This window comes from Methylophaga sp. UBA3192 (genome assembly GCA_002363955.1).
GTDB lineage: Bacteria > Pseudomonadota > Gammaproteobacteria > Nitrosococcales > Methylophagaceae > Methylophaga.
Map to the genome: position 1 here is coordinate 318,331 of DEXE01000007.1, position 14,477 is coordinate 332,807.

The 14,477-nt window shown below is 41.9% G+C and carries 12 protein-coding genes and 2 tRNA genes (1 of these 14 running past the window's edge); all 14 read right to left on the bottom strand.

Features of this window, described 5'->3' with window-relative positions; all coding sequences use genetic code 11:
• Positions 1–19: 19 nt before the first annotated feature.
• The gene (locus B2337_RS12535) at positions 20–865 is read right to left on the bottom strand and encodes a phytanoyl-CoA dioxygenase family protein (protein ID WP_292361483.1); all 846 of its coding nucleotides are present in this window, start codon (positions 863–865) and stop codon (positions 20–22) included.
• Positions 852–1,610 (bottom strand): hypothetical protein, encoded by a 759-nt coding sequence (locus B2337_RS12540; RefSeq protein WP_292361482.1) that lies wholly within the window; start codon positions 1,608–1,610, stop codon positions 852–854. Before B2337_RS12540 ends, B2337_RS12535 begins: the two co-directional genes overlap by 14 nt.
• A 1-nt stretch (position 1,611) precedes the next feature.
• Positions 1,612–3,396, bottom strand: coding sequence for an ABC transporter ATP-binding protein (locus B2337_RS12545; RefSeq protein WP_292361481.1), 1,785 nt, complete (start codon positions 3,394–3,396; stop codon positions 1,612–1,614).
• Positions 3,393–4,481 (bottom strand): GDP-L-fucose synthase family protein, encoded by a 1,089-nt coding sequence (locus B2337_RS12550; protein WP_292413650.1) that lies wholly within the window; start codon positions 4,479–4,481, stop codon positions 3,393–3,395. Before B2337_RS12550 ends, B2337_RS12545 begins: the two co-directional genes overlap by 4 nt.
• Complete coding sequence (gmd, locus tag B2337_RS12555) at positions 4,474–5,559, bottom strand: GDP-mannose 4,6-dehydratase (protein ID WP_292413649.1); 1,086 nt, start codon at positions 5,557–5,559, stop codon at positions 4,474–4,476. The genes B2337_RS12550 and gmd overlap by 8 nt, the downstream gene beginning before the upstream one ends.
• Before the next feature lie 40 nt (positions 5,560–5,599).
• Entirely contained in the window at positions 5,600–7,504 is a 1,905-nt protein-coding gene (gene glmS, locus B2337_RS12560) for a glutamine--fructose-6-phosphate transaminase (isomerizing) (RefSeq protein ID WP_292413648.1), read from the bottom strand.
• A 115-nt stretch (positions 7,505–7,619) separates the two neighbouring features.
• Positions 7,620–8,798 carry a nucleotide sugar dehydrogenase gene (locus tag B2337_RS12565; RefSeq protein WP_292361473.1) on the bottom strand — a complete coding sequence of 393 codons (1,179 nt, stop codon included), beginning with the start codon at positions 8,796–8,798 and terminating at the stop codon, positions 7,620–7,622.
• A 24-nt stretch (positions 8,799–8,822) separates the two neighbouring features.
• Positions 8,823–10,763 (bottom strand): polysaccharide biosynthesis protein, encoded by a 1,941-nt coding sequence (locus tag B2337_RS12570; RefSeq protein WP_292413646.1) that lies wholly within the window; start codon positions 10,761–10,763, stop codon positions 8,823–8,825.
• Between the two features lie 34 nt (positions 10,764–10,797).
• Complete coding sequence (gene rfbD, locus B2337_RS12575) at positions 10,798–11,685, bottom strand: dTDP-4-dehydrorhamnose reductase (protein WP_292413644.1); 888 nt, start codon at positions 11,683–11,685, stop codon at positions 10,798–10,800.
• A complete protein-coding gene (gene rfbC, locus B2337_RS12580; RefSeq protein ID WP_292413642.1) occupies positions 11,686–12,234 on the bottom strand; it encodes a dTDP-4-dehydrorhamnose 3,5-epimerase in 549 nt (182 codons plus the stop codon).
• Positions 12,234–13,115 carry a glucose-1-phosphate thymidylyltransferase RfbA gene (rfbA, locus tag B2337_RS12585; protein WP_292413640.1) on the bottom strand — a complete coding sequence of 294 codons (882 nt, stop codon included), beginning with the start codon at positions 13,113–13,115 and terminating at the stop codon, positions 12,234–12,236. Before rfbA ends, rfbC begins: the two co-directional genes overlap by 1 nt.
• A complete protein-coding gene (rfbB, locus tag B2337_RS12590; protein ID WP_292413638.1) occupies positions 13,112–14,182 on the bottom strand; it encodes a dTDP-glucose 4,6-dehydratase in 1,071 nt (356 codons plus the stop codon). The genes rfbA and rfbB overlap by 4 nt, the downstream gene beginning before the upstream one ends.
• Positions 14,183–14,308: 126 nt before the next feature.
• Positions 14,309–14,385 (bottom strand) — tRNA-Arg (locus tag B2337_RS12595).
• Positions 14,386–14,421: 36 nt separating this feature from the next.
• Positions 14,422–14,477: transfer RNA gene (locus B2337_RS12600), tRNA-Pro, on the bottom strand; it runs 170 nt beyond the window's last position.

A 14,477-nucleotide genomic window follows, 5' to 3' on the forward strand; every position in this document is an offset into this window, starting at 1 on the left:
ACATATCCTGATTTAGAAGTTAATTTTTATGTTTTTTACGATTTAAGGTGTGATCCTGCACTTGATCACCAAGGATTCTTTTTGAGGCATTTCCTGTCCATTTGTTTATGTTCAGGAATGATTTTAACCACCAGCCAGCTGATAAGGGTTTGTCACTATAGCGTCGTAGATTTTTAGGGTGTGTATGTCCTCTGAGCACGCGTCTTTCTTGATCAGGTTGAACAATGCCACCTCGATGGAAACCATCGGAATCAAATATCAATAGATCCCCGGCTTTCAATTCAAGTGATACAGGGTTTCTTATTAACGACTCATCAATATCATTCGGAATATCCTCTACTCCACAACCTTGAGAGAGATGAAATCCCGCTCGATAATGCCCTTCCCAATGTGTGCTGGGGCAATACTCAAAAGCACCATTTTCTTTAGTTGTATCCGTTAAGTAAAACCAAAATTTGATCGACTGCATCCTGTCAAAATGCCATGGAAGAATTGGAGTTTCAGCTGGTTTTTCGTGCGTTGCAAAAACCTCATCATTAAAATCTATTTCATGTGGTGCAAAGTAGGCTTCTGCGATTTTTTTCAAAAAGTCATTACGAAACAGCTTTGTAATCTCAGGGAAATCGGTCAATGCATCATTGTGCCATGGAGAAAATCTTGCGGTTCGACCATCAGGATTCATCGGATGGCCACTTTGAGAAATAATAGCTTTCGATGGATTAATGAGAATTTTTTCGAATTCTGTATTTATTAATCCAAGTTCACCTTCGGATATAAAGTTAGGAACATGTGTAATTCCAAAATTACGCATGTTTTTAACTGCCGAATCAATATCTTGTGAGCACGTAAAATCATAACTTTGCATTTGCATTGCCTTTTACCGACTTCAGTAAACCTCTGAATTTCGAAAATAATTTCTTAAATGATGACTTACTATCTGGTTGATATGTAAAACACGAAAACCTTTCATCATATAAAAAATCTGACTGAAGCGTTTTAGAGTTTCTATGATAAACATGCTCTGAAACATCAAGTTCAAAACCAGCCTGTTTAATTTTTTCTTCTATCAGAGGCTGAACACTTAAATCAAGATGAACAACATCTGCCATAAATTGAGATTTGATAGAATCATGATTCATAATATCTTCCATGATATCGATAAAAGGTATTTTATTGTTGCTACAGATAATTCTTAATTTTTTATTAAAGCAGTCTACATATTTATTTTGTTGAATTCGTTCGGAAGGAGTAATGTTAAATACAAGGATTTGTATATTAAAATTTTTTTTGGCCCATGTGAGAAAATCTCCATACCTTTGTGCACTTCGACTCAAGAGTTCAAAAGGCTCAGCAATCTCTTCAGAGGTTACAGGCTCCCAAGGCGTCCACCCTTTGCCTAAATAGTAACGAGTATCCGGCTCTCCAAGTACAAATAAAACTGGGGCATTATCTTCCAGATTCTTAAGGGCGGCACTAACTCTCTTTTTTAATTCATTAAGATGAGCATCGCTTATAAAACACATCTCTTTGCCTGGACCAATAAACAATGGGAAAAAATTATGGTTATTCGCAAAACTGCGCGTGTGACTATCGCCAATAACATAAATCATATTAATTTCCTGAACCCAAACTCGTTGAAATAAGCCTTCCTTGATTCATCGAAAAGACTTGGTCAGCATTCTGGAGAGTGGAGTGGCGATGAGCAATGATTAGGATAGTTTTTTCACCATGAAGACGACTGACAGCATTCATAACATCTATCTCAGTTTCCATATCAAGTGCACTCGTTGCCTCGTCAAGTATGAGTATCTCGGGATCATGATAAAGCGCTCTTGCAATACCAATACGCTGTCGTTGTCCGCCAGACAGCCTTACCCCTCGTTCACCTAATAAAGTTTCTATACCCTCAGGAAGTTCATCTATTAATGACTCTAACTGTGCTGCTTTAAGCGCTCTTATAACTGAAGCATCATTGATTTCATCATCTTTAATTCCAAAAGCAATATTGCGTCTTAAAGTATCGTCAGTTAAGTAAATAGATTGGGGTACATAACCAATCATACCTTGCCATGATCGTAGGTTATCAATTGTAATTGGCTGAGCATCAACTTTTATTTGCCCTTCATCAGGCATAAGTACACCCATAATGATATCAATGAGTGTACTTTTACCCGAGCCACTTTCACCGATAAAGCCGACCATTTGTCCTTTTTCAATGTTTATAGTGATATTACTCAGAGCCTTACGATCTGCGAATGGATAGCTATAGGCAATTTCTTCGAGAAAAACACTCTGTTTAAAAACTAATGGTTTGGTCTCAGGTTGATATTTATCAGCGACCGATGTTTCAAATTCTCTGTAAATAATATCGGTAATTGCTGTCCCGAAACGCAATAAATTGACTGATGACACAATACGATTAACAGAAGGCATTAATCTAAATGATACGGCACCAAAAAGAGCCAGAATCGGTACAACCTCACTAACCGTTTTTCCTTGATACACCATACCAATAAACAATAAACTCAACCCTGCTATTAGCAAAGTCTCTAACCATAGTCGGGTGAGATTTTGTACAAACGAGTTTCGCTGATGCATTTTAAGGCTTTGCTCGGTATGTCCGGCATACTCCGTTGAAAAGAACGCTTCTTTCCCGTACACCTTGACATCCTTTATAGCGCCAATGCCCTGCTGTGCGTGTTTCATACGTAAGGCTTCATGGTGCTGTCTTTGCTTACCCCAGGAAATAATTCTTCGCTTGGTTAGCCACTGGTAAACACCACCAGCAATAAAAAACACCAAAAACACTGTGATTGCCCCAATAGGCTCAAAATATAACAATAAACCTAAAAGCCCCAAAATAACCAAAGATTCTGCAATCAACAGCATGCCCGGGTTGAGCATATAGTTCATGAACAAGTTTAATTCCACCTGAAGGTTATTTATTAAATCTGCAGAGTTGCGTTGCAAATGAAATGTGTAGGGCTGATACAGATAGCGGCTAAATAAATCCTTTGCCATATCTGCTTGCGTTTCAAAGACAAACCGGGATTGCCTCCATGCCAGAAAAGTCAGATAGGTATTTTTTAATATATAAATCACAAGCAGAAACAACATTGCAGCAATCATCAATGTTTTATGTGATGGATTGCCAAAACTCTGAAGGGTTGATTTTACAATCGGGTATTGTGAGGCTGCATCCGGATCAGCAATAACTGCCATGATTGGCAGGATCAGGCCGACACCAATCATTTCAAGGAGCATTCCAATCACCATCAACAAAAGTAATCCAATAGCTCTGGGTTTCTTTTTTTCCGGCAACAAATCCCATACTTTGTTGATATCGCGAAATTTGAGTTTAGCCTGGAGTTTGGGTTTGGATGGGCTGGCGCTCAAAGTTCACCTTCAAATTCAGTATGTCTGGTCTGATAATCTTGGTATAACTGTGATAAATGCTGTTCTAAATTGGCATTTTTTTTCCAACCAAGCTGATTTAATCGCTCTACAGACATAAGCTTTTGTGATGTACCATCTGGTTTGGTTGTATCAAAAGCAAGTTTCCCATTAAAACCAGCCACTTTCTTAATCAACAAAGCTAGCTGAGAAATCGTAACATCTTCTCCCACACCAATATTTACAACGGGTGCTAATCCATTGTTTCGGCCGGCTGCTGTTAGTGAAACGAATTGATCCTCTGGCAGATTCATTAAATACACACAGGCATCAACCATATCCCCGCTGTACATGAACTCTCGTCTGGGATTGCCTGTCCCCCAAACCGTAACCTCGGGGGTATGATTCGTTTTACAAGATTGAAGAAGGTTTGTCCTGAGAGGTTCAGAAATTTGGCCATGCATTTTTTCATCAGCCAAGATGCCCTTTTCATCCCCTTTTCCTGCTAACTTTGCGAGATGAAATTTACGGATTAAAGCTGGTAGTACGTGAGAGTTACTAAGATCATAATTATCACTGGGGCCATAAAGATTGGTCGGCATTGCTGCCAGGAACTGTGTGCCATATTGTCGGTTGTAGCTCCAACACATTTCAATTCCGGCAATTTTAGCAAGTGCATACGGGCGGTTAGTTTCTTCTAAGGGGCCTGTAAGGAGATACTCTTCTTTAAGTGGTTGTGGTGCATTTTTAGGATAGATGCAACTCGACCCCAAAAACAATAAACGTTTTACATTATTCAGATACGCATGATGTATCACATTATTCTGAATGGCCAAGTTCTCACGAATAAATTCAGCTGGATATATATTGTTGGCATGAATACCACCAACTTTTGCTGCCGCAAGAAAAACATAATCTGGTTTTTCAACCTTGAAGAACTCGGCTACAGCATTTTCATCGGTCAAATCCAATTCGTCATGTGTTCTTTTAAGCAAGGTAGTAAACCCCTTACCTTCCAAGTTTTCAACCAGCGCTGATCCGACTAAGCCACGGTGACCTGCAATATATATTTTGTCTGTTTTATTCATGGTAGTCGTAAGCGGTAAAACCATGTTTTTTAACTAACTCATCACGTTCTGCAGATTTGTAATCTTCAAGTACCATTTCTGTTACGAGTTCTTCAAAACTGATTTTGGGTATCCAGCCAAGTTTTTCTTTTGCTTTAGTCGGGTCACCTAATAAAGTTTCGACTTCTGTGGGACGGAAATAACGTGGGTCCACCTGGACAATACATTTGCCTTCAGCGTCATACCCTTTTTCATCAACGCCTTTACCTTCCCAGCGAATGGTTATTTCCAGTTCTTTTGCAGCAGTGTTAACAAAATCACGAACACTGTATTGCACACCTGTTGCGATGACAAAGTCTTCTGGCTGATCCTGCTGCAGCATTAACCACTGCATCTCAACATAATCCTTGGCATGTCCCCAGTCACGGAGTGCATCAAGGTTGCCCAGATAAAGACAATCTTGTAAGCCTAATTTAATGCGAGCTAATGCTCTGGTAATTTTGCGAGTTACAAAAGTTTCGCCACGGATTGGGCTTTCATGATTAAACAAAATGCCATTACAGGCATAGATGCCATACGCTTCGCGATAATTCACCGTAATCCAGTAGCCATATAATTTGGCAACAGCATAAGGACTACGTGGATAAAATGGTGTTGTTTCTTTCTGTGGAGTTTCCTGTACCAAACCATAAAGCTCTGAAGTTGAAGCCTGATAGAACTTGGTTTTTTTTTCCAGACCAAGAATACGAATTGCTTCCAGAATCCTTAATGTGCCAATTCCATCAGCATTTGCAGTATATTCTGGAGTTTCAAAACTGACAGCCACATGACTCATTGCGGCAAGGTTATAGATTTCATCAGGCCGAACCTGCTGGATAATTCGAATCAGATTGGTAGAGTCAGTCAAATCACCGTAGTGCAAAATGAAATTTTTATTATCGACATGCGGATCCTGATAAAGATGATCAACGCGATCTGTATTAAACAGTGAAGCACGGCGTTTGATACCATGCACTTCATAACCTTTTTCTAATAATAACTCTGCCAGATAGGCCCCATCCTGGCCGGTGATACCAGTTATTAACGCAACTTTGTTCATTTAAATCTCTACTTAATTTTAATTGTAATTACAGGATACTTCATTCAACCGTAACCGATTTCGCCAGATTCCGAGGTTGATCAACATCTGTCCCTTTTATCAGTGCAACATGGTAGCTAAGAAGCTGAAGTAAAATGTTGTAAGTTATTGGAGCGGTGATACGACCAACATTAGTAGTGGCTTTCACGACCTTAAAGCCTGATTCAGAGCTGATATCCGAGCGTTCATCTTCGAATACAATCATCTGTCCACCACGCGCTTTGACTTCCTGGAGATTGGATTTGAGCTTTTCCAGCAAATCATCCAACGGCGCGATGGCAATCACCGGCATATTTTCATCAATTAAGGCTAATGGGCCATGTTTCAGCTCGCCTGCTGGATAGGCTTCAGCATGAATATAACTGATTTCCTTGAGTTTTAAAGCGCCTTCAAGTGCAATCGGGTACATCGTTCCCCTTCCCAAAAATAGCGCGTGCTGTTTATCTGCAAAGTCCTGGGCAATATCCTGAATTTCCTGTTCATGCATTAAGGCATTCTGAATAAGATTAGGTAGCTTTTGCAGACCTTGGGTGATATGTTTTTCCCGCTCACGGGTAATGCGTTTTTTGACTTTACCAATACACGTTAACAATAAAGCTAATGCTACTAACTGCGTGGTAAACGATTTGGTTGATGCGACACCGATTTCAGGACCTGCGTGGGTAAGGTAACAGAGGTCAGCCTCACGGGTCAGGCTGCTTTCGGCGACATTGCAGATGGATAATGTTGGAATATTTTTTAAGGCAAAAGCTTCTGGGCTTTCTGCCCCATGGGCTTTAATCTGCTGAAGGGCTGCCAATGTATCGGCAGTTTCCCCCGACTGACTGATTGTGACAAATAAGGTATTGTCCTCTATCACTGGATTCCGGTAGCGAAATTCACTGGCTACTTCAACCTGGCAAGGCAGTCGCACAATATCTTCCACCCAGTATTTTGCTACCATGCCAGCGTGATAACTGGTACCACAGGCAATAATATGAATTCGTTCAATACTTTTGAAAATGGATTCAGCACCAGGGCCAAAAGTGGACACAAGCACTTGATCCTGAGTGACTCGCCCTTCCAAAGTATCGATAACTGCTTGAGGCTGTTCAAATATCTCTTTGTGCATGTAGTGACGGTGTTCACCCAGCTCAACCGCGGTAATATTTAATGAAGATTGTTTGATAGGGCGTTCAACTTTCTCACCGGTCACAGAGCTATATATTTCAATGCTTTCCCGTGTCAGTTTGGCAACGTCACCATCTTCCAGAAAAATAAAGTTCTGGGTCACTGGTAGTAAAGCCGATACATCTGAAGCAATAAAGTGTTCGCCAATACCGATACCAATCACTAATGGGCTGCCTTTACGGGCGGCTATCAGGGTATTTGGTTCATCGGTGGCAATCACACCTAACGCATAAGCACCTTCAAAGTCTTGAATGGCTTCGACTACTGCATCAAACAGAGACAGATTAGTGCGTTTGGCCGATGGTGAGGCCTCACCATATAAATATTGGTAAATTGAATGCGCAACAACTTCGGTATCTGTTTCAGAGGTAAAACGATAGCCTTGATTAACCTGTTGCTGCTTTAAAACCTGATAATTTTCAATAATACCGTTATGAACAACTGCAACACGATGATTGCATATATGCGGATGTGCATTATTTTCAGAAGGGATGCCGTGTGTTGCCCAGCGAGTGTGTGCTATGCCCATTTGACCTGAAAAACTGCTGTTTTCTGTATCAATCTTGGCTTCAAGTTGCTTGATTTTACCAAGCGATCTGACACGATGGATATTGGCATCAGCATCCATTAGTGCAATACCGGATGAGTCATAACCTCGATACTCTAGCCGGCGAAGTCCTTCCATTAAAATTGGGGCTACATTCCGCTCAGCAATACCACCGACTATTCCACACACTGATGGCTTTCCTCCAAATACGCAAACAGAGATTATACATCAGCAATCTTATAAATAATGCCCTTCCATTCTCAAGAAAACGTATTTACTGTAGATTACTTCATGCTAAAACAAATTAATCCTGGCCAAACAAATCACGGGTATAAATTTTGTCTTTTACATCCTGAATATCGTCTGTAATGCGATTCGCGATGATTAATGAAGACAGCTGTTTGAAGGCTGCCAGATCATTTACCACTTTGGAACGGAAAAACTCGGCTTCTTCAAGCACCGGCTCATAAACAATAACTTCAATACCTTTGGCTTTAATGCGCTTCATAATGCCTTGTATGGCGGATGCTCTGAAGTTATCCGATCCTTGCTTCATTACCAACCGGTAAATCCCAACGACAGCAGGATTTTTCTTAATAATCTGATCTGCAATAAAATCTTTTCGGGTGGTATTGGCATCCACAATAGCCCGAATCAGACTATTCGGTACCGTGTCATAGTTAGCCAGTAATTGCTTGGTATCTTTTGGCAGGCAATAACCGCCATAGCCAAAGGATGGATTATTGTAGTGGTCGCCAATGCGTGGATCCAAACCAACACCTTCAATGATTTGCCGGCTATTCAGATTATGTGTTTCAGCATAGCTGTCGAGTTCGTTAAAATACGCTACTCGCATCGCCAGATAAGTATTGGAAAATAATTTAATCGCTTCGGCTTCAGTCGGGTCGGTAAATAATACCGGCACATCTTTTTTCACTGCGCCTTCTAATAACAAATCGGCAAATAAACGAGCACGATCACTACGCTCACCCACAACAATGCGTGAAGGATAGAGATTGTCATACAACGCTTTGCCTTCACGTAAAAACTCAGGCGAAAAGAATATTTTGTCACTGCCAAATTTTGCTCGAACGGTTTGGGTATAGCCAACCGGGATCGTGGATTTGATAATCATCACTGCAGCAGGATTAATATCCAAAACATCTTTTATTACAGCTTCGACCGAGTTGGTATTAAAGGTATTGGTGACTGTATCGTAATCGGTTGGGGTAGCAATAATGATGAAATCGGCTTTTTCATAGGCTTGTTTTTTGTCAGTTGTTGCCGTTAAATTTAATGGTTTATTGGTTAGAAAGTCTTCAATTTCTTTATCCACTATCGGTGATTTTCTGGCATTAATCAGATCGACTTTTTCAGCGACAATATCCAATGCGGTAACCTGGTGATGTTGTGCGAGCAAAACTGCAAGGGATAAGCCAACATACCCGGTTCCAGCAACTGCAATATTGAGTGTTTTTTCCATAATCTGTCTCTTAAAAGTTACACTTCAGTTTCCATTAATCGGACTAACCACTTTTTGACTCAGCCAATCTTCAATGCCGCATTGCGGCATAAACCCATCGACATATTCACTGAGAATAGTCCTGATTTGTTCATAATCTGAACCACTTACTGCATGTTGTAAATCCGTGAGTATCAATTGTAAATCGTCCCAGGGAATGACGCTTTCTTCGGCCCTCATGATTTTTTGGTGTGCTGTCTGGCTGACGTTTTCACCGATTAATAATTCTTCGAATAATTTTTCGCCGGGCCGCAGACCGGTATAGGTAATTTCAATATCACCATCTGGATTTTCAGCATTTTTAACACTGAAACCGCTGAGATGAATCATCCGTGTTGCCAGATCCACAATTTTTACGGCCGACCCCATATCGAGTACAAAGACATCACCACCCTGCCCCATCGCACCGGCCTGTATCACCAGCTCAGCAGCTTCAGGTATTGTCATAAAATAACGGATAATTTGTGGATCGGTTACCGTGACTGGCCCCCCCTTGGCTATCTGCTCCCGAAATAATGGCACAACTGAACCGGAAGAACCCAGCACGTTACCAAATCTTACCATGGTAAAACGGGTATCCGAGGTCTGTGCTAAAGCCTGTAAAACCAGTTCTGCCATGCGTTTACTGGCTCCCATGGTATTGGTAGGTCGAACAGCTTTATCTGTTGAAATTAACACAAACGTTTCAACTTTTGCTGCAATGGCAGCCTGAGCGCAATGCAATGTACCGAAAACATTGTTACGTATGCCTTCGCCCACGTTTTTTTCGACCATTGGCACATGTTTATACGCTGCTGCATGGTAAATAGTTTGTACCGAAAAATACTGACAGATTGATGTCAATCGTGCACGGTCCACCACAGATCCAATTAAAGCAATGACTTCCACACCACTTTCCAGATTGATAAGCTCCTGTTCGATTTGATACAAAGCGAATTCACTGATTTCAAACAATAACAATCTGCTGGGTTTAAGCTTGATGATTTGCCGTGACAATTCAGATCCAATGGAACCACCTGCTCCGGTAACCATTACACATTTACGACTGAGATTGGCTGTTAATAACTGCGGATCGGCTTCGACAGCCTCTCTGCCAAGCAAATCCGCAATATCAACCTCCTGAATATCTGAAACTTCCAGTTTGCCTTCGGCAATATCGGTTAAATCAGGCAATGTACGAATATGAACAGGTAAATCTTCGAGTGAATTCAGAATTTCACTACGGCGGCTTCGGGAGGCGGATGGCATGGCCAGCAAAATCTCGCGAACTTTGAAGCGCTCGATTAATTTAATCAAATCTCGTGGTCGATAGACATTAAGACCATTTATCTGTTGTTTATATAAAGTTGCATCATCATCAATAAACGCTACTGGACGCAACTGGCGGCCCATCCTTAACAACGCTGAAAGTTGGGCCCCGGCCTGTCCTGCGCCATAAATCAATACCGGGGGAACATATCGCTCCATGGCACTACTTAAGGAAGCGTTACGATTAGCAAATAACCAGCGGGCATATACTCTTAAACCGCCGATTATGACAAATAACATTAGCGCATTAATGATATAGACCGTTCTGGGAACCAGACCGGCAGCACTTCCTGCCAAAACGACAATAGTTGCAAAAATTAACGTGAATAAAGCAATAGCTTTACAAATTGTCCACATTACATCCAGGCCGATATAACGAACAATTGCACGATATAAACCGAGTTTGATAAAAATGGGGATCGCTATCAGTGGCGCAACAATAAATAGCCACCACTGGCTTGATGGGGGAATATAAAAAGTACTTAACCGCAGTGAATAAGATGACCAAAGAGCAAATATCACCACCACATAGTCAATGATGATACTGAGAATACGTTTGGTTGTTCGTGGACGATTCAAAAACCATTGCATCAGTCGGTTGAACTGGTTTTTAAACATCTTCCAATCCTAAAATTCAGCGTGATGAAAACAATTAATTAGAACGCTCGTCGGTTCTCATCACCCATTGCAGGCTTAGCTGCCAATCGGGCAGCTGCACTCCAAAGGTATTAACTAATTTAGAGTTGTCCATACAGGAGTTCAGCAGTCTTTCTGCTTTGGTTGGATAGGCAGATGTAGGAATTGCATGAACCACAGGAACCCTCATACCCTCATGAGCCGCTAATTCGAAAATTTTATCAGCAAATTCCTTCCAACTCGTTTTGCCTGCAGCACTCATGTGAAAAATGCCTGAATGCCTTTCCCAAAAATCCGGTATCAGTTTGGATTGCAGAATAATCTGCGCTGTCGCATCAGCAATATGTCGACTCCAGGTCGGTGCGCCAACCTGATCATCAACAATATTTAATTCATCTTTTTCTTTAGCCAGCCGGAGCATAGTATTGACAAAGTTTTTCCCGCGCCGGTCATAAACCCAGCTCACTCTGAAGATTAAGTATTTGCAACCAGTATCACTTACCGCTTGCTCACCTTCCAGTTTTGATTGGCCGTAATAATTCAAAGGGGCCGGTTTGTCTTGTTCATTCCAGGCACCAACTTTATGACCATCGAAAACATAGTCAGTTGAGTAATGGATGAGTGGAATATCAAGTTCTTTGGCCAGCTTGGCCAGAACACCCGGTGCAATGGCATTCACCTGATGTGCCAGCGCTTGCTCTGTCTCAGCTTTATCAACCGCCGTATAAGCGCCTGCATTCACAATTAAATCCGGCTTTAGTTGCCGGATAAAATCCATGACTTTATCAACGTCCGTTAAATCTAAACTTGTCCTGTTCGTTGCAATCACTTTACCAAGACAAGCAAGGCTTCGCTGCAACTGAAAGCCAACCTGGCCATGGGATGCGATGAGTAATATTTTCATCTAAAAATAGTCTGCCTGCATGAATTCAACCGCTTTTTGATCTTTATCCGAGAGAGTTGGCTGCAGAATATCTGATATCGGCCATTCAATGCCAATATTCTTATCATTCCACAACACTGAACGATCATACTCAGGAGCATAGTAATTGGTTGTTTTATACAAAAAATCAGCTGTCTCACTCAGCACAAGAAAACCATGCGCAAAACCTTCAGGAACCCAGAATTGCTCCTGACCATCAGCTGTCAGTATCGTGCCTGCCCATTGACCAAAAGTTGGTGAATCCCGACGCATATCAACCGCAACATCAAACACTTCACCAGCGGTTACTCTTACCAGTTTTCCTTGAGGCTGCCTGATTTGATAATGTAAACCTCTCAACACGCCCTTAGCAGATCTTGAATGATTATCTTGCACAAAATCAATCTTCATTCCTAATAATTCATCAAACACTTTTTTATTATAACTTTCCAGAAAAAAACCTCTTGCATCACCAAATTTCTTGGGTTTCAGCAATTTCACATCTGGAATATTAGTGTCAAAAATCTGCATTAATAAATGGTCTCATTAAGAAGATTCAAAAGATATTGTCCATAACCGCTTTTGAGCAAGGGTTGTGCCAATAGTTCCAGTTGGTCCTTAGTGATATAGCCCATACGATAAGCAATTTCTTCTGGACACATAACTTTTAACCCTTGGCGTTGTTCCAGTGTTTGAATAAACATCGATGCATCCAGCAAGGAGTCATGTGTACCCGTATCCAGCCAGGCCATACCTCGCCCCATCACCTGAACGTTCAGCTTACTGCTATTTAAATACACCTGATTGACATCGGTAATCTCAAGTTCGCCACGCGCGGAAGGTTTAAGATTACGAGCAATTTCCACCACCTGATTGTCATAGAAATACAGGCCGGTAATCGCATAACGTGATTTGGGCTTTAACGGTTTTTCCTCGATACTCAGTGCTTTTCCGTTTTCATCAAACGCCACCACACCATAACGTTCGGGGTCGCTGACAGGATAGGCAAAAACCGTCGCACCCTCTTTGTTATTATCCGCTTCCTGCATCATATCGGCCAAATCATGACCATAATAAACATTATCGCCCAGCACCAAAGCGCAATCATCATTCCCAATAAAATCAGCCGCTAAGGTAAAGGCCTGTGCGATCCCTTCCGGTTTGTCCTGCACAATATATTGCAGATTCATCCCCCATTTGCTGCCATCACCAAGCAATTGCTCAAGGCGTGGCGTGTCCTGAGGAGTTGAAATAATACAGATATCCCGCATGCCCGCCAGCATCATGGTGGCCAGCGGATAATAAATCATCGGTTTATCATAAACGGGCAATAGCTGCTTGCAGATAGATTGGGTTACCGGATAGAGGCGTGTGCCACTTCCACCTGCGAGTACGATTCCCTTACGACTCATTTATTGTCTCCCAATCCAAGTCTTTGTTGCTGATAACTGCCATCCATCACATTTTCACACCATTGACGATTATCCAGATACCACTGAACTGTTTTGCGTAACCCTGTGGCAAAGGTTTCCAGAGGTTTCCAGCCCAGCTCACGTTCAATTTTGCTGGCATCAATAGCGTATCGGGCATCATGTCCGGGGCGATCTGTCACAAATTCGATTAAGTTTTTGTGCGGTCTATGCGGTGACTCAGGTAATAATTCATCAAGAATGTTACAGATTAGCTGCACCACTTCCAGATTGGTATGTTCGTTAAATCCACCGATATTATAGCTTTCACACAAATTACCTTCAGCCAGCACCAGCCTTAAGGCTCTGGCATGATCATCGACATATAGCCAATCTCGAATATTTTCGCCTTTACCGTAAATGGGCAATGGTTTACCGGCCAACGCATTATTAATCACTACCGGGATCAGTTTTTCCGGGAATTGGTAAGGTCCATAATTATTGGAACAATTGGTCATTAACACCGGTAAACCATAGGTATGGTGCCAGGCGCGAACCAAATGATCACTTCCCGCTTTGGTTGCTGAGTATGGTGAGTTGGGTTGATAAGGGGTGGTTTCAGTAAATAATCCGGTTTCGCCTAAAGTGCCATACACTTCATCGGTAGAAATATGGTGAAAACGGAATTTATCGGCATCTGCTGCGGATAAAGATTTCCAGTATTTTCTGGCCGCTTCAAGCAAGACATAAGTACCAACCACATTGGTTTGCACAAAATCTGCGGGGCCATCAATCGACCGATCCACATGCGACTCCGCTGCAAGATGCATAATGGCACTGGGTTGATATTGCGTGAATATCCGATCCATAGCTTCAGCGTCACAAATATCAGCTTGTTCGAAATGATAATTCGGTGAAGCATCAATCTCAGTCAACGATTCAAGATTGCCTGCGTAGGTCAGTTTGTCGATGTTGATAACGGTGAAGTCGGTTTCGGTAATTAATTGACGAATTAATGCAGATCCTATGAAACCGGCGCCGCCAGTTACGAGCAGGGTATTTTTATTCACGTTGCTGAGTTCACTGTTAAGTTTGAGAAATTCAGATATGCCATCCTTGGTCACGTGAAAGTTAGCACCAACAGGGCTTAAAAATCAACATGAAAGTTTGGCCACAACATAAAGGGAAACAAAAGATGGTACGCCCGGCAGGACTCGAACCTGCTACCCTCGGCTTAGAAGGCCGATGCTCTATCCAGATGAGCTACGGGCGCATTAGTAACTAAGTGAGGCTGAAGCAGTCAATAAAGTGGTCGGGGCAGAGAGATTCGAACTCCCGACCCTCTGGTCCCAAACCAGATGCGCT

Excerpts from the sequence above, each read along its gene's own strand:
- B2337_RS12535 (WP_292361483.1), bottom strand. The coding sequence starts at position 865 with ATGCAAAGTTATGATTTTACGTGCTCACAAGATATTGATTCGGCAGTT.
- B2337_RS12540 (WP_292361482.1), bottom strand. The coding sequence starts at position 1,610 with ATGATTTATGTTATTGGCGATAGTCACACGCGCAGTTTTGCGAATAAC.
- B2337_RS12550 (WP_292413650.1), bottom strand. The coding sequence starts at position 4,481 with ATGAATAAAACAGACAAAATATATATTGCAGGTCACCGTGGCTTAGTC.
- gmd (WP_292413649.1), bottom strand. The coding sequence starts at position 5,559 with ATGAACAAAGTTGCGTTAATAACTGGTATCACCGGCCAGGATGGGGCC.
- B2337_RS12565 (WP_292361473.1), bottom strand. The coding sequence starts at position 8,798 with ATGGAAAAAACACTCAATATTGCAGTTGCTGGAACCGGGTATGTTGGC.
- B2337_RS12570 (WP_292413646.1), bottom strand. The coding sequence starts at position 10,763 with ATGTTTAAAAACCAGTTCAACCGACTGATGCAATGGTTTTTGAATCGT.
- rfbD (WP_292413644.1), bottom strand. The coding sequence starts at position 11,685 with ATGAAAATATTACTCATCGCATCCCATGGCCAGGTTGGCTTTCAGTTG.
- rfbC (WP_292413642.1), bottom strand. The coding sequence starts at position 12,234 with ATGCAGATTTTTGACACTAATATTCCAGATGTGAAATTGCTGAAACCC.
- rfbA (WP_292413640.1), bottom strand. The coding sequence starts at position 13,115 with ATGAGTCGTAAGGGAATCGTACTCGCAGGTGGAAGTGGCACACGCCTC.